This is a genomic window from Streptomyces sp. NPDC097640 (assembly GCF_040302705.1).
Lineage (GTDB): Bacteria > Actinomycetota > Actinomycetes > Streptomycetales > Streptomycetaceae > Streptomyces.
This window is the reverse complement of sequence record NZ_JBEOSB010000014.1, coordinates 50,611-68,212: the sequence shown is the minus strand read 5'-3', so window position 1 is coordinate 68,212 and position 17,602 is coordinate 50,611. Positions and strand designations below refer to the sequence as shown.

The following is a 17,602-nucleotide window of genomic DNA, read 5'->3' as shown; positions in this document are numbered from 1 at the left end:
AGCTCGGCGCGCCGTGCCGGGCGCGTGCTGGTCATGGACGGTCGGCACACGGTCTGCGGCCGCCATGCCGAGCTGCTGGAGCGCTCGGCGCTCTACCGCGATCTCGCGGGAAGCTGGGACGCCGGCGGGCTCTCAGAGCCAGCCCTTGCCCCGGGAGATACGGATGGCGTCCACGCGGTTGCGCGCCCCGGTCTTCCGGGTGATCGCGGCCATGTAGTTCCGTATGGTCCCGTTGGACAGGTGCAGGCTGCGGGCGATCTCGGCGACCGAGGCGCCTTCGGCGGCCAGTGAGAGCACGCTCAACTCGCGTGCGGTCAGCGGCATCCGGGCCGCCTGGAGAAAGCCGTAGCCCAAGGAGTCGTCGATGAACCGCTCCTTCTTCGCGACGCTCCGGATGCCGTCCAGCAGCCGGTGCGGCGGGGCGTTCCGGTCGATGTAGCCGAGGGCCCGCGCCTCGTGGGCCCGCCGCAGCGGCCCCGGCCGCTCCGCGTCCGCCAGCACCAGCAGCTCGCCCCGGCCGTCCTTGCCCGATATCTCGCCGGATATCTTGGCTAATTCTCCCTTTCTCGCGGCTCCGTCCGAGCCCGGACAGTGGGTGTCCACCACACAGACGTGTGGTCGTATCGAGCGGGCTCTGCATCGTGCGTCACGCCACGATGTCGTCGTCACTTCGATGTCCGGCTCGGCGTCGATCAGTCCCCCCAACGCGGATCGCAGCAAACAAGAGTCGTGCACCAGAAGTACGCGGATCACGTGCTGTCCCTCCAACCCCGTGCGGTTTTGCCCGGTTCCGGGCGTCGTTGATGATTACCGGGGTTGCCCCTGCCGTGAACGCGCATATTGAGCCAACGGGGTGCGCACAGGCGCACAAAAGAGCTTATTCGCGATTTTCTGCTGTCGCGCGCGCCGCTTGCGCCCCTGGCGCCCCCGGTGCGGTGAGGTCGATCAGCCGGCAGACCGTCTCGATGTCGATCTTCACCTGGGCGATGGAGGCGCGCCCCGACAGCCAGGTGATCAGCGCCGAGTGCCAGGTGTGCTCGATGACGCGCACGGCGGACAGCTGCTCGGGCGTCGGCGGTCCGTCCAGCCCCATCGCGTCGAGGATGATCGCGGTGGTGAGGCGGGAGACGGTGTCCACCTCCGGGCTGACCGAGCGGTCGGCGAAGGTGAGGGCCCGGACCATCGCGTCGGCCAGATGGGGCTCGCGCTGGAGCGCCCGGAAGGCGCGCATCAGGGTCTGGGCGACCCGGGCGGTGGGCTCCTCGTCGGCCGGGGGCTGCTTGCGCAGCGTCTCGTGCATGTGCTGGAGCTGGTCCTGCATGGTCGCGACCAGCAGATGGACCTTGGACGGGAAGTAGCGGTAGAGCGTGCCGAGGGCGACGCCCGAGTTCTCGGCGACCTCGCGCATCTGCACCGCGTCGAAGCCGCCGCGGCTGGCCAGCCGGGCGCTGGCGTGCAGGATCCGCCGACGGCGCGCCTCCTGCCGCTCGGTCAGCTGGAGGGAGGCCGGCTTGGCTTCTGCGGTCATCTGTCTCACTTCGGTGCGGTACAGAGGTGATCCGCCGGCGGCCGGCCGGCCCCGGGGGCCGGAACGGGCGCGTGGCGAACCACTGAAACTCGTTCTAGGTTAGCGCGGTGGGTCGCCGTCCACACCGGCGTTTGCGCAGTTGAGACAGGTGGCGGCGCTACTCGCGAGTATCCGGCGGGCCGTCCGCGCGTCGCCGCAACGCCCCGACCTGTGCCCGCAGTGGTGCGGATCACCCTTCCCGGCGCCGGTGCCGATGTCCTGACCAGGTATCTTCGAGACTTCTCGGGCGATCCGCTAGTGAAACTTGTTCTAGATAAACGCGAGCGGTTACGCTCCCGCTGAGTTGCACCTAGGAGGGGGCGCGAGTGACCGCTGAGGCCGCGCAGGAGACCGGGACCGGACCAACTCCCGACACACCTCCAGCCGCCGTCGACAGGGATCCCGGGGATCCGGACGGACCGCTGCGGATCGCGCTGCTCACCTACAAGGGGAATCCGTTCTGCGGCGGCCAGGGCGTCTACGTACGCCACCTCTCCCGCGAACTGGCCCGGCTCGGCCACACCGTGGAGGTCATCGGCGCCCAGCCGTACCCGATCCTCGACGACGAGGACGGCGTCACCCTCACCGAGCTGCCCAGCCTCGACCTCTACCGGCAGCCCGACCCCTTCCGCACGCCCCGGCGCGAGGAGTTCCGCGACTGGATCGACGCGCTGGAGGTCGGCACGATGTGGACCGGCGGCTTCCCCGAGCCGCTGACCTTCAGCCTGCGCGCCCGCCGCCATCTCGCCGCCCGCCGCGGCGCGTTCGACGTCGTCCACGACAACCAGACCCTCGGCTACGGGCTGCTGGGCCTGGACCGCGTCGGCTTCCCGCTGGTGACCACCATCCATCACCCGATCACCGTCGACCGGCAGTTGGAGCTGGACGCCGCGCCCGACTGGAAGCGCCGCGCCTCGGTGCGCCGCTGGTACGGCTTCACCCGGATGCAGAAGCGGGTGGCCCGGCGGCTGCCCTCCGTGCTCACCGTCTCCGGCTCCTCCCGCCGGGAGATCGTCGGCCACCTCGGGGTGCGCCCGGGGCGGGTGCACGTGGTGCACATCGGCGCGGACACCCGGCTGTTCTCCCCCGACCCCGCCGTGCCCGAGGTGCCCGGCCGGATCGTCACCACCTCCAGCGCGGATGTGCCGCTCAAGGGCCTGGTCCACCTCGTGGAGGCGCTCGCGAAGGTCCGCACCGAGAACGACGACGCGCATCTGGTCGTCGTCGGCAAGCGGCCCGAGACCGGCCCGGTGGCCGAGGCGATGGCCCGGTACGGGCTCGAAGGCGCCGTCGAATTCGTCAAGGGCATCAGCGACGCCGAACTCGTCGACCTGGTGCGCGGCGCGCAGATCGCCTGCGTGCCCTCCCTGTACGAGGGATTCTCGCTCCCCGCCGCCGAGGCCATGGCCACCGGCACCCCGCTGGTCGCCACCACCGGCGGCGCGATACCCGAGGTCGCGGGCCCCGACGGCGAGACCTGTCTCGCGGTGCCGCCCGGCAACGCGGGCGCGCTCGCCGCCGCGCTCACCCGGCTCCTGGGCGACGCGGAGCTGCGCCGGAAGCTGGGCGCGGCGGGCCGGGAGCGGGTCCTCGCGCACTTCACCTGGGAGCGGGCCGCGATCGGCACGGTGGAGCGCTACCGCGAGGCCATCGCGGCCCAGGCGGGGTCCCTTCGCGGCCGGCCCGCCGCCCGCGGCGCCGCCCGCCGTCCCGGCTGACCGCCAGGCCGCCGCCCCGGCCCACCGACCCCCGCCCGCACGCCGACCCGACCCGCCGGATTCCCCCTGATCAGAAGGCAGATCACGTGCTGACCGTGGATTTCTCCCGCTTCCCGCTCGCCCCAGGCGATCGCGTGCTCGACCTGGGCTGCGGCGCCGGCCGGCACGCCTTCGAGTGCTACCGCCGCGGCGCGCGGGTCGTCGCCCTCGACCGCAACGGCGAGGAGATACGGGAAGTCGCCAAGTGGTTCGCCGCCATGAAGGAGGCCGGGGAGGCCCCCGCGGGCGCCACGGCCACCGCCATGGAGGGCGACGCGCTGGCCCTGCCCTTCCCCGACGACAGCTTCGACGTCGTCATCATCTCCGAGGTGATGGAGCACATACCCGACGACAAGGGCGTGCTCGCCGAGATGGTGCGGGTGCTCCGCCCCGGCGGCCGGATCGCGGTCACCGTGCCGCGCTACGGGCCGGAGAAGGTCTGCTGGACGCTGTCCGACGCGTACCACGAGGTCGAGGGCGGCCACATCCGCATCTACCGCGCCGACGAACTCCTCGGCAAGATGCGCGAGGCCGGGCTGCGCCCCTACGGCACCCACCACGCCCACGCGCTGCACAGCCCCTACTGGTGGCTCAAGTGCGCCTTCGGGGTGGACAACGACAAGGCCCTGCCCGTCCGGGCGTACCACAAGCTGCTGGTGTGGGACATCATGAAGAAGCCCATGGCCACCCGGCTCGCCGAGCGGGTCCTCAACCCGGTCGTCGGCAAGAGCTTCGTGGCGTACGCGACCAAGCCGCACATCCCCGCGCGGGGGGAGGCGTGACGGCCTTCGGCCCCGGGCCCGGCCGCACCGAACGCCTCGTCCTGCCCGGCGTGCTGACCGCGGAACAGGCCACCCGGACCGTGGCGGGCATCGCCGCCGTCCAGCGCGGCGACGGGGCCATACCGTGGTTCCGCGGCCACCACCTCGACCCGTGGGACCACATCGAGGCCGCGATGGCGCTGGACGCGGCGGGCGAGCGGGAGCGCGCCAAGGCCGCGTACGAATGGCTGGCCCGCAACCAGAACCCCGACGGCTCCTGGTACGCCGCCTACCCCGACATCGCGAGCGGGGTCGACGCCGCCCACCCCACCGACCCCGGCCGGGAGTCCAACTTCTGCGCGTACGTCGCCGTCGGCGTCTGGCACCACTACCTGGCCACCGGCGACGACGCCTTCCTGGACCGCGTCTGGCCGACCGTCTTCGCCGCCGTCGAGTTCGTCCTCGGCCTCCAGCAGCCCGGCGGACAGATCGGCTGGCGCCGCGAGGCCGACGGCACCGCGGCCACCGACGCGCTGCTCACCGGCTCCTCGTCCGTCTACCAGGCGCTGCGCTGCGCCCTGGCCATCGCGGAACACCGCGAGGAGCCGCAGCCGGACTGGGAGCTGTCGGCGGGGCTGCTGGGGCACGCCATCCGCCACCACCCCGAGCGGTTCCTCAACAAGGACCACTACTCGATGGACTGGTACTACCCGGTGCTCGGCGGGGCCCTGACCGGCGCGGACGCCAAGGAGCGCATCGAGGCCGGCTGGGACCGCTTCGTCGTCCCCGGCCTGGGCGTGCGCTGCCTGTCCACCAACCCCTGGGTCACCGGCGGCGAGAGCTGCGAACTCGCCCTCGCGCTGTGGGTGATGGGGGAGTCGGACCGGGCGGTGGAGATACTCCAGTGGATCCAGTCCCCGCTGCGCGCGGAGGACGGGATGTACTGGACGGGGTACGTCTTCGACGACGACGCCGTCTGGCCCGAGGAGCGCACCACCTGGACCGCGGGCTCGCTGCTGCTGGCGGTGGCCGCGCTCGGCGGGGACGAGGCGACCATGGCGGTCTTCGGCGGGGAGCGGCTGCCGCGCGGGCTGGACTCGGACTGCTGCGGTTAGCGGGGCGGACCGGGCCGGCCCCGGCAGTCGTTCGGCTTCGGCAGTCGTTCAGCTGTTGAGGTCGGCCAGCGTCCGCAGCGTCTCCGGGTCGGGCGCGGTCACCAGCAGGTCGGTCACCGGCCCCTTGCGCCACAGCTCCAGCCGCTCCGCGATCCGCTCGCGCGGCCCGACCAGCGAGATCTCGTCCGCGAAGGCGTCCGGGACCGCCTGGACCGCCTCCGCGCGGCGGCCCGCCAGAAAGAGCTCCTGGACCCGCCGCGCCTCCTCCTCGTAACCCATGCGCGCCATCAGGTCGGCGTGGAAGTTACGGGCCGCGTGGCCCATGCCGCCGATGTAGAAGCCGAGCATCGCCTTCACCGGCAGCAGCCCCTCGGCGACGTCCACGCACACCCGGGCCTGGGCCATGGGCGCCACCATGAACCCCTCGGGCGCCTCGGCGAGCGCCGCCTCGTACAGCTCCGTGCGCTGCGGCGACCAGTACAGCGGCAGCCAGCCGTCGGCGATCCGCACGGTCTGCGCGATGTTCCTGGGGCCCTCGGCGCCGAGCAGCAGGGGCAGATCGGGCCGGAGCGGGTGCACGATCGGCTTCAGCGGCTTGCCGAGCCCGGTGGCGTCCGGCCCGGCGTACGGGTGCGGATGGAATCGGCCGTCCAGCCGCACCGGGGCCTCGCGGCGCAGCACCTGGCGGATGACGTCCACGTACTCGCGGGTGGCGGTCAGCGGACTCTTCGGGAACGGGCGCCCGTACCAGCCCTCGACCACCTGCGGGCCGGACAGCCCGAGGCCGAGCATCATCCGGCCGCCGGAGAGATGGTCGAGGGTGAGGGCGTGCATCGCGGTGGCGGTGGGGGTGCGGGCGGCCATCTGTGCGACGGCCGTGCCCAGCCTGACGCGGGTGGTGTGGGCGGCGATCCAGGTGAGCGGGGTGAAGGCGTCGGAACCCCAGGACTCGGCCGTCCAGACGGAGTGATAGCCGAACCGCTCGGCCTGCCGGGCGAGTTCCAGATGGCGGGGGTCGGGGCCGCGGCCCCAGTAGCCGAGCGCCAGTCCGAGCCGCATGGCGTCCCTCCATCCCCGTACGTGACATGACGGTACGTCAGGTGGCATGACTGTCGGACTGTACGGCCCGGGTCCGGGAATGGCAACGGCCCCCCGCCCTTGACCGGGCGGGGGGCCGATGGGTTTCCGTGGGCGTCAGCCGCGCTGGATTCCCGTGGTGTCCTGAAGCACGCCACGACGGCCGTCCTGCGTCTGGGCGACCAGCGCCTGACCGCGCTGCTCGACCGCGAGGTACCAGGTACCGGGGGCCAGCTCGGCGATGGTCGACGACGAGCCGTCCTCCGCGTACAGCGGACGGGCCACCGGCACCGCGAACCAGAACGGAGCGAAGTCCGAGCCGGCCGCCGCCGGAGGCGGGGTCGGCTGGCCCGCGCCCGGCTGGGCGCCGAACGGCTGGTTGGGCTGGCCGGGCTGGGCGCCGTACGGGGCCGGGGCGCCGGGCTGTGCGGCACCCGGGCCCGGGTAGCCGTAACCGGGCTGCGGGGCGGCGCCGTACGGAGGCATGGCCGCCGGGGCGGCGGCGTTCATCAGCGGGAGCTTCAGGGCGGGGATGCGCTGCGTGAGCAGGGCGCCGGCGGCCAGCGCGAGGTTGGCGATCAGACCGAGGATCTGGCCGACGCCCTTGTCGAGCCCGTCGGGCCCGCCGATGATCGTCCACAGCGAGCTCCAGGCGGCGAACACCGCGAGCGCGGTGCCCCACTGGTCGAGCGAGAGCCCGAAGAGGTTCCGGCCCGCGGGCTGGAAGCGCGCGGAGACGATGAGAGCGGCAGCGATCACACCAGCCAGGAAGATCGACGGCAGCACCGGGAAGAAGTCGGACTTCCATCCGTTGACGCTGGGGCTACTGCCGCAGTACTGACCGCTGCAACTGTAGGAGTAGAAGTCGAGGAACGAGGCGATGAACAGCAACACCGCTGCTCCGATCACCACGCCGTCGCCTCGAGTGAGGGAGCGGATGTTCAACGTAGAGGTCCTTTGTCGGTTTCGTCGGTACGGACGGCAGTCGCCGGGCGCGTGGCGCGAAGGCGTCGGGGGTGGTGCCCCATCGTACGGGTGATTCTGCCGCCGGTGAGCAGGGGTATCCGATCGGTGTCCCGCTCGTGACCTGCCGTTCGGAGAGTTGTTGCGTTAGCCGTTCAAGAAGTCCGTAATGCCCTGTGCGATCCCCCGTGCGGCGCGCTGCCGCCATGCCGCGTCGGTCAGTTGTGCCGCGTCTTTCGGGTCACGCATATTGCCGCACTCGATGAACACCTTCGGCACGGTGGACAGGTTGAGTCCGCCGAGGTCATCGCGCACTTTCAGGCCGTCGCCGTCGCCCATGTAGTTGGCGGGCGCGTCTCCGGTCGCCGCTTCGAAGCCCGAGACCAGCCGCTTGCCGAGGCTGCGGGAGGGCGCGGTGATCGACGAGGTGTCGGCGTCGCCGCCGCGTACGGAGGCGGGCAGGATGACATGGAAGCCGCGCTGCCCGGCCGCCGCGCCGTCCGCGTGGACGGAGACGACCGCGTCGGCGTGCGCCTTGTTGCCGATCTCCGCCCGCTCGTCCACGCACGGTCCGTACGCCCGGTCGCCGTCCTGGGTGAAGACGACCTTGGCGCCGCGGTCTTGGAGCAGGGTGCGCACGCGGCGTGAGACGTCGAGCGTGAAAGACGCCTCGGAATAGCCGGAGTTGGTGGCCGTACCGGTGGTGTCGCACTCCTTCTTCGCCGTGCCGATGTCGACGCTGCGGGCGATCTCGGAGGTGTGGTCGCGGTTGTGTGGATTGTGGCCGGGGTCGATGACCACGACCTTGCCGGCGAGTGACCGGCCGGGGTCTCCCTTGTCCCCCTCCGGATCTCGGGTGGCCGTGCCCGACGGGCCGCCGCTCCGGGGCGGGGCGATCGAGGTGCTGTCGGCGGTCGGCAGGGGAGCGCCGCCGCTCTTCGAGCCGCTCGTGGAGTCCCAGATCAGCCAGCCGACGAGACAGGCGGGCACCAGCGCGGTCAGCACGACCGCGAGGGTTCCGCCGCGGCGGCCGGGGCGGCCGGGGCTGGGGGGAAAGCTTCCGTTCGACACCCGGGCGATGGTAGCCGCGCGGGGTGAAGGCCCGCGGGCGGGGCGCACAGTCGGTCGCGGACCCTTGTCGCGCGGTGCGCCGGGTCGGGGTCAGGGTGTCAGGGCACGAGGCTCTTGAGGTCGATGTCGAGCGAGAAGGGGACGGTTGCCTTCAGGCGGTCACGGTGGATGCCGGTGGCCACATACGTGCTGGTCATGCCGTCGAGTTCGTAGGTGTGGACGGTGGGGGCGCCGGCCTCGTCCTCGATGCGCCAGAAGTGGGGGATCTTGGCCTGTGCGTACTTGAAGGGCTTCAGGGACCGGTCGCGGTCCGCCGACTCCTCCGAGACGACCTCGATGACAAGGGTGATCTCCTCGGGTGCGTACCAGGTGCGGTCCGGGTCGTATGAGGCAGTGGTGACCAGAATGTCTGGTTCGGGACGACTTTTCTTGTCGAGTCGAATGGTCATCTCGCGCTCGGTGTCGAATCCCGCTGGGGCCGCCTGCCGAAGGGCGAAGGTCAGGTTCTCCACCAGTCGGGAGTGCCAGGACCGCTGCGGCGACATCATGAAGATCAGGGCTCCGTCGATCAGTTCGGTGTGCCGCGGTGCCTGGGGGAGGTGATCGAGGTCGTCCGCTTCCCAGCCGCTCGGCCTGGGCGGGATCATCCAGTCGGGGAGTTCGGCGGTCACGGCTTCCTCCAGGCGTGTCACGGAGCGGTGCGGGCCTCGATCCCTGATCGCCGACTCGGTCGCACGGCTGGTGTCAGCGTAGTGGATGGCGTCGGCTGTCGAGTGTTCACGAAGCCCGGCCGAGGTTGCCGGGCATTGCTCGGGCCGGGCGTGGACGTCCCGGTCGCCATGGAGAGCGCGGAGGTGTGCGGAGGCGCGGGGATCGCGCCCGTCCGGACCGTCGGGAAGGGGCGGGACAGGGGAAAGAATCAGCCGGCCATGCCCCCGCCCGCGCGCCGCAGCACGCGCAGCGAGCCGGTCACGGACAGTTCCGTGAAGGCGCCGGAGGCGAGCGCGCGGCGGTAGATCCGGTACGGGGCCTGGCCGCCGTCGGCCGGGTCGGGGAACACGTCGTGGATCACCAGCAGCCCGCCGGGGGCCAGGTGCGGGGTCCAGCCCTCGTAGTCGGCCGCCGCGTGCTCGTCGGTGTGGCCGCCGTCGATGAACACCAGCCCGACCGGTCCGCCCCATATCGCCGCGGCCCGCGGGGACCGGCCGACGACCGCGACGACGTGGTCCTCGAGGCCGGCGGCGTGGAGGGTGCGGCGGAAGGTCGGCAGGGTGTCCATCCGGCCGACCTCCGGGTCGACGACCTCCGGGTCGTGGTACTCCCAGCCGGGCTGCTGCTCCTCGGAGCCGCGGTGGTGGTCGACGGTAATCGTGACCGTGCCCGCGGCGCGGGCGGCGGCGGCCAGCAGGATCGTGGAGCGGCCGCAGTACGTGCCGACCTCCAGGAGCGGCAGCCGCAGCGCGCCGGCGGCGTCAGCGGCGGCGGCGTACAGGGCGAGGCCCTCGTCCACGGGCATGAAGCCCTTCGCGGCGCGGAACGCGGCGAGCGTGGCGGGGTCGGGGGACCCGGAGGTCTCGGGGGTCTCGGTGGGGGCGGAGGCAGGAGGGGTCACCGGGTCATCGTGCCGTACCGCTCGGCGGCGGCGCGGCGGCGGGGGTGGTCCATGGATCCGCGACATCCTCGCGCCCGTCCTGTCATCTGACCTTCCGTCAGATTGGAACAGGTTCTACCATCGCCCACGGCCGGCCGGCCGGTTCGAGATCCGAGAGAGGCGCTCCATGGGCATCGCCATCACGGAAGACCAGCGGGAACTGGCGCGCGCGGTGCGGGGGTGGTGCGCGCGGGCCGTGCCGTCCGAGGAGGTGCGCAAGCTGCTGGACGCCCCCGCGGGCGGGTCGGGGCGGCCCGCGTACTGGGCCGGGCTGGCCGGGCAGGGGCTGCTCGGGCCGCATCTGCCCGAGGCGTACGGCGGGGGCGGCGGCGGGCTGCTCGACCTCGCCGTCGTCCTGGAGGAGACCGGGCGCGCGGCCCTCCCCGGGCCGTATCTGCCGACCGTGCTCGCCTCGGCGGTGCTGGCGCGCGCGGGGCAGGGCGAGCTGACCGCCGCGCTCGCCGAGGGCGTGTGCGTCGGGGCGGTCGCCCTGAGCGCCGGTTCGCTCACCGCGACCCCGGTCGACGCGGCGCGGGGCTGGACGCTGGACGGGTGCGCCCCGCCCGTGCTCGGCGCGGCCGAGGCCGACCTCGTCGTGCTGGCCGCCACGACCGCCGACGGCGGCACCGCGTGGTTCGCCGTCGACGCCCGCGACCTGGAGATCCGCGCCCACGACGGCGCCGACCCGACCCGCCCGACCGCCGAGGTGAGGGCGGTGCGCACGGCCGTCCCCGCCGACCGGGCGCTCGCGGTGGACCCGGGGCTGGTACGGGACCTGGCGGCGGTCCTCCTCGCCGCCGAGGCCTGCGGGACGGCCGGGTGGGCCCTGGACACCGCGGTCGCGCACGCCAGGACGCGTGAGCAGTTCGGGCGGCCCATCGGCCAGTTCCAGGCGGTCAAGCACCTGTGCGCCGACATGCTCGTCCGCGTCGAGCAGGCGCGCGCCCTCACCTGGGACGCGGCCCGCGCGGCAGGCGAGGCGAACGAGGCGGGTGAGGCGGGCGAGGCGGGTGACGAAGGGGCGCGCGCACTGACCGCCGCGCTCGCCGCCGCCACCGCGCTCGACGCCGCCCACAGCTGTGCCAAGGACTGCATCCAGATCCTCGGCGGCATCGGCTTCACCTGGGAGCACGACGCCCACCTCCATCTCCGCCGCGCCACCGCCGCCCGGGCCCTGCTCGGCCCGGGCGGCGCCCACCGGCTGCGGGCCGCCCGGCTCGCCGCCGCGGGCGCGCGGCGCGAGCTGCGGCTGGAGCTCCCGGCGGAGGGGGAGGTCCGCCGGGACTACGAGCGGTACCGGGAGCAGGCGCGGGCCGCGATCGGGGCGGCGCGCGGCCTGGACCCCGGCGCCGCCCGCCGCGCCCTCGCGCCCACCGGCCACGCCGCCCCGCACCTGCCGCCCCCGTACGGGCTTGGCGCCGGACCCGTACAGCAGCTCGCGGTGCAGCGGGAGTTGGCCGACGCGGGGGTGGTCCTCGGCGACCTGGGGGTCGCCACCTGGGTCGTGCCCTCGCTCATCGCGTACGGGACGCCGGAGCAGCGGGAGCGCTATCTGCTGCCGACCCTGCGCGGCGAACTGCGGTGGTGCCAGCTGTTCTCCGAGCCGGAGGCGGGGTCCGACCTGGCGGCGCTGCGGACGAGGGCCGAGCGGACCGAGGAGGGGTGGCGGGTCAACGGGCAGAAGGTGTGGACGTCGGGGGCGCGGCGGGCGCACCACGGCATCCTGCTGGCCCGTACGAACCCCCGGGCGCCCAAGCACAAGGGGCTCACCTACTTCCTCGTCGACATGGAGCGCACCGCCGGGATCGACATCCGCCCGCTGCGGGAGATCACCGGGGAGTCGCTCTTCAACGAGGTCTATCTGGACGACGTCCTGCTGCCGCACGACGCGGTGGTGGGCGAGGTGGACGGCGGCTGGGCGGTGGCCCGCAACACGCTCGGCAACGAGCGCGTCCACATGGCGGACCAGCTGACCTTCGACACCGGCCTGGAGGCCCTGATCGCGCGCATGGCCGCCGACGGGGCCGGTGCCGACGACTGGGTGCGGGAGCGGGTCGGGGCGCTGGCGGCCGAGGCGCACGCACTGGCGTGCCTGGCGCTGCGCACCACCCTGCGGCAGGTGTCCGGCGTGGAGCCGGGGGCGGGCGCGAGCGTCCGCAAGCTCATCCAGACCGCGCACCAGCAGAAGGTCGCCGAGCTGGCCCTGGAACTGCTCGGCCCGGCGGGCGCGGTGCGCGAGGGCGCGGGGGAGCGGGCGCTGCACGGCTTTCTGATGTCCCGCTGTCTGACCATCGCCGGGGGTACGACGCAGGTGCAGCTGAACGTCGTCGCGGAGCGGATGCTGGGCCTCCCGCGCGACCCGGCGCCCGCGTAGCGCGCGACCGCGCGTCGCGTAGCCGGGCCCGTACGCGCGCGAACCGGCCTCGTACGCGTACGAACCGGCCTCGTACGCGTACGAGCCGGGGCTCGCACGGCACACGCCCCGGGGCCCGGGGCGCGCGGTCCACGCCCGGGGCGGGCGCGCACCCCCGCTTGGGCCCGTGCACATGCGCCTTCCGTGTGAGCCCTACGCCCAACGACCCAGGTAGGTACGACAAAAATACGATGCACCGTGCATGGCTCGGTGCCAGCATCACGCCCATGCCCGCCCACACCCCCTCCGCCACAGGTCACTCGTCCGCCGCAGCACGTGTCACCCCACCGGCCTGGGCGGTGCTGCTGGCCGCGTGTGCGGGGCAGTTCCTGGTCGTCCTCGATGTGTCCGTGGTCAATGTCGCGCTGCCGTCGATGCGTACGGACCTCGGGCTCGGCGAGACCGCGCTCCAGTGGGTGGTCAACGCCTACGCGCTCACCTTCGCCGGGTTTCTGCTGCTCGGCGGCCGGGCCGCCGACCTCTTCGGGCGCAAACGGGCCTTCCTCGTCGGCCTGGGCCTGTTCACCGTGGCCAGCCTGGCGGGCGGACTCGCCCAGGAGCCCTGGCAGCTGGTCGCCGCCCGCGCCGCCCAGGGCCTGGGCGCGGCCGTGCTCTCCCCGGCCACCCTCACCATCCTCACCACCTCCTTCCCGGGCGGCGCGGCCCGCACCCGGGCCATCAGCACCTGGACGGCGGTCGGCGCGGGCGGCGGCGCCGCGGGCGGGCTGGTCGGCGGGGTGCTCACCGACTACCTCTCCTGGCGCTGGGTGCTGCTGGTCAATGTGCCCGTGGGCGCGCTGGTGCTGGTCGCCGGGGCGGTGTGGCTGGCCGAGAGCCGGGCGCCGGCCGAACGCCGGCTCGACGTACCGGGCGCGGTCCTCGTCACGGCGGGGGTCTCCTCGCTCGCGTACGGCATCGTGCAGACCGAGCGGCACGGCTGGGCCGCCACCGCCTCGCTGGTACCGCTGCTCGGCGGGCTGGCCCTGCTCGGCGTCTTCCTCGCCGTCGAGGCGCGCACCCGGGCCCCGCTGATGCCGCTGGGGCTGTTCCGCATCAGGGCGGTGTGGGCGGCGAACTCGGTGATGCTGGTGTGCGGCGGCGGCATGTTCGCGATGTGGTACTTCATGTCGCTGTATCTCCAGAACGTGCTGCACTTCAGCCCCGTCGAGGCCGGTCTCGCCTTCCTCCCGCACACCCTGTCCATCGTCCTCGGCTCCAAGCTCGCGCCCCGGCTGATGGCGGTGTTCAGCGGCAAGGCGCTGGCGATGACCGGCGGGATCCTGGCCGTCGTCGGCTACGCCTGGCAGAGCCGGATGGACGCCGACGGCACCTTCGCCGGTACGGTCCTGGGCCCCGCGATCGTCATGTCGCTCGGCTCCGGGCTGATGATGACCCCGCTGGCCACGGCCGCCACCTCGGGCGCCGCGCCGTCCGAGGCCGGGCTGGTGGCGGGCCTGGTCAACACCAGCCGGCAGATCGGCGGCGCGCTCGGCCTCACCGTGCTGACCACGGTCGCCGCCGAGCGCATCGCCGCGACCGAGGGCGGCGGTGGCGGCACCGGCGGTGGCGCTGACGGGCCGGGGCCGGTGGCGCTGGCCGCCGGATACGCCCACGCGTTCACCGTCGCCTCGGGCATCATCGCGGCCGCCGTGGTCCTGATGGCCGTGGCCCTCCCGCGCCGACGCGCCTGAGAATTCCTCCGGGGCCGGGCAACGGTTCGCCGCCCCCATGGACTCCGTAGAGCGAAGGAGGTGCCCATGGGGGACAAGACGGCGAACCGGGACGAGGAGTTCCGGGAGTTCGTCACCACGCGATGGCCGAGGCTGCTGCGCACGGCGTATCTGCTCAGCGGCGACCAGCACACCGCCGAGGACCTGGTCCAGTCGGCCCTGGTGCGGGCCTACGTGGCATGGCGGCGGGTCAGCGCCGCCGACGAGCCGGACGCCTATGTGCGCCGCATCCTCGTCAACGAGCACGCGCGGCGACACCGCAGAAGGCTGAAGGAGTTCCTGACCTTCGGCCCGGGCGACCTGGCCCACCAGGTGACCGACCGGGACCGGATGGCCCTGGCCGACGACCGGGCCGTGCTGCGCCACGCCCTGGCGCAACTGCCGCCCCGGCAGCGCCAGGCCGTCGTGCTGCGCTATTGGGAGGACCTCAGCGAGTCGCAGGTGGCGAGCACCATGGGCTGCTCGGTCGGAACGGTCAAGAGCCAGGCGGCGAAGGGGCTGGCGAAGCTCCGGGCCGCGCTGGCGCTCGAAGGCGTGACCGCGGGTCACGGGGAGGCGCGATGAACAGGGAGTCGTGGTACGTGGAGTCCGAGCACGGGAGCGACCCGGACCGGGAAACGGGCGCGGTGGCGGGCCGCCTGGCGGCGATCGCGGACGAGGTGACCATCGGACCCGCGCCCTACCCGGACGTGGTCCGCGACGGCCGCCGGCGCAGGACCCGCCGTCGCGCGGGGGCCACCGCCCTGGCGGTCACGGCCGTGCTGGTGGCCGGAGGGGTGAGCCTCGGGGACTTCGGCGGCTCCGGCCAGGGCGGGACGGCGACGGCGGCCGCCGCCCCGGTGACCGCGCCGGCCGCGCTGCACCCGGTCACCACCGTGGTGAGCAAGGGGAAGACCGACGGGAAGCGCTGGGAGGTCTCGGTCACCGTCTACGGGCCCGCGCGGACGAAGGAGGAGGCGCACCGCCAGTACGACCTGGCGAAGCGCCGTGGGGACGCCTATCCGATCCTGGACGACAGGTGGGAGGGGAAGTACCCGAAGAACCTGCGCATCGGCGTGACCTGGTTCTCCACCCGGGTGACCGAGGGCACGAAGAAGCCGCGGACGATGGCGGACTGGGTGTTGCCCAAGCCCGGCAAGGGGGAGACGCTGCTGGGCGGTACGTATCAGCACTACGGCGCCCGGGCCGACGCGATGGGCCTGGCATGGCTGGCGCCGACGGTGGAGCGCGTGGTGGTCCACTGGAAGGACGGTTCGACCGACGAGCCGAAGCTGGTCTCGGTGAAGGGCACCGACGTTCGCTGGATCGTGAGCGAGCGTCCGGCCGCCGGGGTGCCGGACCATTTCATCGACCTCTACGACGACAAGGGGAAGCGGACGCGGCGCGGGCCCGCCGTACCGCTGGAGCACGTGAAGAAGCAGACGCGGCGGACGGCCGTGAAGAAGGAGCAGCTGAAGGCCCTGACGAAGACCGGCCGGGAGACGCCGGTGAAGATCACCGAGCTGAGGTGACCGCGGTGACCGAGGTGGCCACGGCGACCGAGGTGACCTGAGGGTGACGGGCCGGGCGGCCCCGGGGCGGCGCGACGGGGGCGCGGGCCGCGGGGCCGCCCCTCCGCGTCACAGCCACCCGTTCTGCCGCGCCGCCCGCACCGCCTCCATGCGATTGCGGGTCTGGGTCTTCCCGATGGCCGAGGACAGATAGTTCCGGACGGTCGCGGGGGACAGATGGACCCTGGCGGCGATGTCCGCGACGGTCGCCCCGTCCACCGCCGCCGCCAGCACGTCCCGCTCGCGCGGCGTCAGCGGGTTGGGGCCCGCGCTCAGGGCCGCCGCGGCCAGTCCCGGGTCGATGACCCGCTCGCCCGCGAGCACCCGGCGCACCGCGACGGCCAGCTCCTCCACCGGGCCGTCCTTGACCAGGAACCCGGAGGCGCCCGCCTCCATCGCGCGGCGCAGATAGCCGGGGCGGCCGAAGGTGGTCAGGATCAGCACATGGCAGCCCGGGAGCTCCTCGCGCAGCGCCGCGGCGGCGTCCAGGCCGCTGCGGCCCGGGAGTTCGATGTCGAGGAGGGCCACGTCCGGCCGCGCCTCCAGCGCGCGGGGCACGATCTCGTCGCCGTCGCCGACCTGCGCGACGATCTCGAAGTCCGGCTCCAGGCCGAGCAGCAGGGCCAGTGCGCCCCGCATCATCCCCTGGTCCTCGGCGAGCAGTAGCCTGATCACGAGGTGTGGACCCCCTTGACGTCCATCGGTCCCTCTTCCTCGCCGTCCGCGTCGATTCGGTCCACCGGCAGCGCGGCCGCGAGCCGGAAGCCACGGCGCCCGGCCGGGCCGGACTCCAGCGAGCCGCCCGCCGCGGCGAGCCGCTCGGCCAGGCCCTTCAGCCCCGTCCCGCCGACCCTGCCCGCCGCGCCCGCCGCGGACTTGTCGGGCGCACCGGCGGAACGGGAGCCTACGCCGTTCCCGTCGTCGACGATCTCCAGATGCACCTGATCGGCCCCCTGATCCACCTCGATCTCGCACCGGCGCGCTCCGCTGTGCCGCACCACATTGGTCACCCCCTCGCGGACCACCCAGCCCAGCAGCGCCTCGGCCTGCGGGGGCAGCGACGGCCCGGACCGGCGGACCACGGCGTCGATGCCCGAGGCGTCGAGCAGCGAGCGGGCGTGGTCCAGCTCGGTGGCCAGGCTGCCCTCGCGGTAGCCGGTGACGGCCTCCCGGATCTCGGTGAGGGCCTGGCGGCCGACGGCCTCTATGTCGGCGGCCTGGCCCAGCGCGGCGTCCAGGTCGCGCGGGGCGAGCCGGCGTACGGCCTCGGCCTTGACCACCACGACCGACATGGTGTGGCCCAGCAGGTCGTGCAGATCGCGGGAGAAACGCAGCCGCTCCTGCTCGACGGCGGCGTGGGCCAGCTCCTGGCGGGTCGCGCGCAGCTCGGCGACGGTGTCGAAGAGCGACAGGATCGCCGCCGCCATCAGGCCGGACAGCACCGTTCCGTAGGCGACGGTCAGCGCGTCGTCCGAGCCGCCGCGCCAGCCGGAGACGATCCCCGCGGAGCCCGCGTACCCCAGCACCAGCGGTCCCAGCCGCCGGCCCCGGACCACGATGCCGGTGGCCAGCGACAGCAGCGGGAAGCAGAGCAGCCAGTTGCCCGCGTAGCCGATGGACAGGGCGTACGTGGTGGCGGCCAGCCCGGCGAGCGAGCCGAGGCACAGCGGGGTGCGGCGGCGGCGCTTGTCGAGGCCGGTGTAGACCACCGTGACGTACAGCGCGCAGAAGGCGGTCACCCCGGCGGCGCCGAGCCACGGCAGCGGGGTCCTGCCCTGGATCAGGTCCTGGACGTCCCCTGTGAGCATGAAGAGCCAGGGCAGGAAGGCGCGCGGGCCGGGCGGCTTGCGCCGCTCGAGGTCCGGGGCATCCGAGGTGGCCGTGGTTCTGGCAGGCATGGTCAGAGGTTACGGAAGCCGTGGGTGAGCTGGGCAGATGCGGTTGTCA

16 protein-coding genes are annotated in these 17,602 nt (G+C 73.5%); 7 read left to right on the top strand and 9 right to left on the bottom strand.

What is annotated here, in order from left to right:
• Positions 1-132 precede the first annotated feature (132 nt).
• A complete protein-coding gene (locus ABTY62_RS22765) occupies positions 133-753 on the bottom strand; it encodes a response regulator transcription factor (RefSeq protein ID WP_352131258.1) in 621 nt (206 codons plus the stop codon).
• Positions 754-877: 124 nt separating this feature from the next.
• A complete protein-coding gene (locus ABTY62_RS22760; protein ID WP_311722850.1) occupies positions 878-1,528 on the bottom strand; it encodes a TetR family transcriptional regulator in 651 nt (216 codons plus the stop codon).
• 365 nt (positions 1,529-1,893) lie between these two features.
• Here ABTY62_RS22760 and ABTY62_RS22755 point away from each other — a divergent pair, with 365 nt between their 5' ends.
• The 3 genes from ABTY62_RS22755 (at position 1,894) to ABTY62_RS22745 (ending at position 5,200) form a co-directional block, all read left to right on the top strand.
• The gene (locus tag ABTY62_RS22755) at positions 1,894-3,285 is read left to right on the top strand and encodes a glycosyltransferase family 4 protein (protein ID WP_352131257.1); all 1,392 of its coding nucleotides are present in this window, start codon (positions 1,894-1,896) and stop codon (positions 3,283-3,285) included.
• An 86-nt stretch (positions 3,286-3,371) separates the two neighbouring features.
• On the top strand, positions 3,372-4,106 hold the full coding sequence (locus ABTY62_RS22750; protein WP_352131256.1) for a class I SAM-dependent methyltransferase: 735 nt from the start codon (positions 3,372-3,374) through the stop codon (positions 4,104-4,106).
• Positions 4,103-5,200 (top strand): prenyltransferase/squalene oxidase repeat-containing protein, encoded by a 1,098-nt coding sequence (locus ABTY62_RS22745; protein ID WP_352131255.1) that lies wholly within the window; start codon positions 4,103-4,105, stop codon positions 5,198-5,200. The genes ABTY62_RS22750 and ABTY62_RS22745 overlap by 4 nt, the downstream gene beginning before the upstream one ends.
• Before the next feature lie 48 nt (positions 5,201-5,248).
• On the opposite strand, the gene ABTY62_RS22740 is transcribed toward ABTY62_RS22745, so the two are convergent.
• The 5 genes from ABTY62_RS22740 to ABTY62_RS22720 form a co-directional block, all read right to left on the bottom strand.
• Positions 5,249-6,259 (bottom strand): LLM class F420-dependent oxidoreductase, encoded by a 1,011-nt coding sequence (locus tag ABTY62_RS22740; protein WP_352131254.1) that lies wholly within the window; start codon positions 6,257-6,259, stop codon positions 5,249-5,251.
• A gap of 135 nt (positions 6,260-6,394) precedes the next feature.
• Positions 6,395-7,222, bottom strand: a complete 828-nt coding sequence (locus ABTY62_RS22735; protein WP_352131253.1) for a DUF5336 domain-containing protein — start codon at positions 7,220-7,222, stop codon at positions 6,395-6,397.
• Between the two features lie 165 nt (positions 7,223-7,387).
• Positions 7,388-8,311 carry an N-acetylmuramoyl-L-alanine amidase gene (locus tag ABTY62_RS22730; RefSeq protein ID WP_352131252.1) on the bottom strand — a complete coding sequence of 308 codons (924 nt, stop codon included), beginning with the start codon at positions 8,309-8,311 and terminating at the stop codon, positions 7,388-7,390.
• A 98-nt stretch (positions 8,312-8,409) separates the two neighbouring features.
• Positions 8,410-8,958 (bottom strand): Uma2 family endonuclease, encoded by a 549-nt coding sequence (locus ABTY62_RS22725; protein ID WP_502997504.1) that lies wholly within the window; start codon positions 8,956-8,958, stop codon positions 8,410-8,412.
• A 272-nt stretch (positions 8,959-9,230) separates the two neighbouring features.
• Positions 9,231-9,827, bottom strand: a complete 597-nt coding sequence (locus ABTY62_RS22720; protein ID WP_352131416.1) for a class I SAM-dependent methyltransferase — start codon at positions 9,825-9,827, stop codon at positions 9,231-9,233.
• A gap of 262 nt (positions 9,828-10,089) precedes the next feature.
• On the opposite strand from ABTY62_RS22720, the gene ABTY62_RS22715 reads away from it, so the two are divergent.
• The 4 genes from ABTY62_RS22715 to ABTY62_RS22700 all read left to right on the top strand — a co-directional run bounded on the left by ABTY62_RS22715 (position 10,090) and on the right by ABTY62_RS22700 (position 15,616).
• Positions 10,090-12,336: an acyl-CoA dehydrogenase family protein gene (locus ABTY62_RS22715; RefSeq protein WP_352131250.1), complete on the top strand. Its 2,247-nt coding sequence runs from the start codon at positions 10,090-10,092 to the stop codon at positions 12,334-12,336.
• Positions 12,337-12,602: 266 nt separating this feature from the next.
• Positions 12,603-14,066 (top strand): MFS transporter, encoded by a 1,464-nt coding sequence (locus tag ABTY62_RS22710; RefSeq protein ID WP_352131249.1) that lies wholly within the window; start codon positions 12,603-12,605, stop codon positions 14,064-14,066.
• A gap of 66 nt (positions 14,067-14,132) precedes the next feature.
• On the top strand, positions 14,133-14,669 hold the full coding sequence (locus ABTY62_RS22705) for a SigE family RNA polymerase sigma factor (protein ID WP_352131248.1): 537 nt from the start codon (positions 14,133-14,135) through the stop codon (positions 14,667-14,669).
• Positions 14,666-15,616: a hypothetical protein gene (locus ABTY62_RS22700; RefSeq protein WP_352131247.1), complete on the top strand. Its 951-nt coding sequence runs from the start codon at positions 14,666-14,668 to the stop codon at positions 15,614-15,616. Before ABTY62_RS22705 ends, ABTY62_RS22700 begins: the two co-directional genes overlap by 4 nt.
• 108 nt (positions 15,617-15,724) lie before the next feature.
• Here the strand turns inward: ABTY62_RS22700 and ABTY62_RS22695 are convergent, their stop codons facing one another.
• The gene (locus ABTY62_RS22695) at positions 15,725-16,330 is read right to left on the bottom strand and encodes a response regulator (protein ID WP_311722862.1); all 606 of its coding nucleotides are present in this window, start codon (positions 16,328-16,330) and stop codon (positions 15,725-15,727) included.
• Complete coding sequence (locus tag ABTY62_RS22690; protein WP_352131246.1) at positions 16,327-17,553, bottom strand: sensor histidine kinase; 1,227 nt, start codon at positions 17,551-17,553, stop codon at positions 16,327-16,329. Before ABTY62_RS22690 ends, ABTY62_RS22695 begins: the two co-directional genes overlap by 4 nt.
• Positions 17,554-17,602 lie beyond the last annotated feature (49 nt).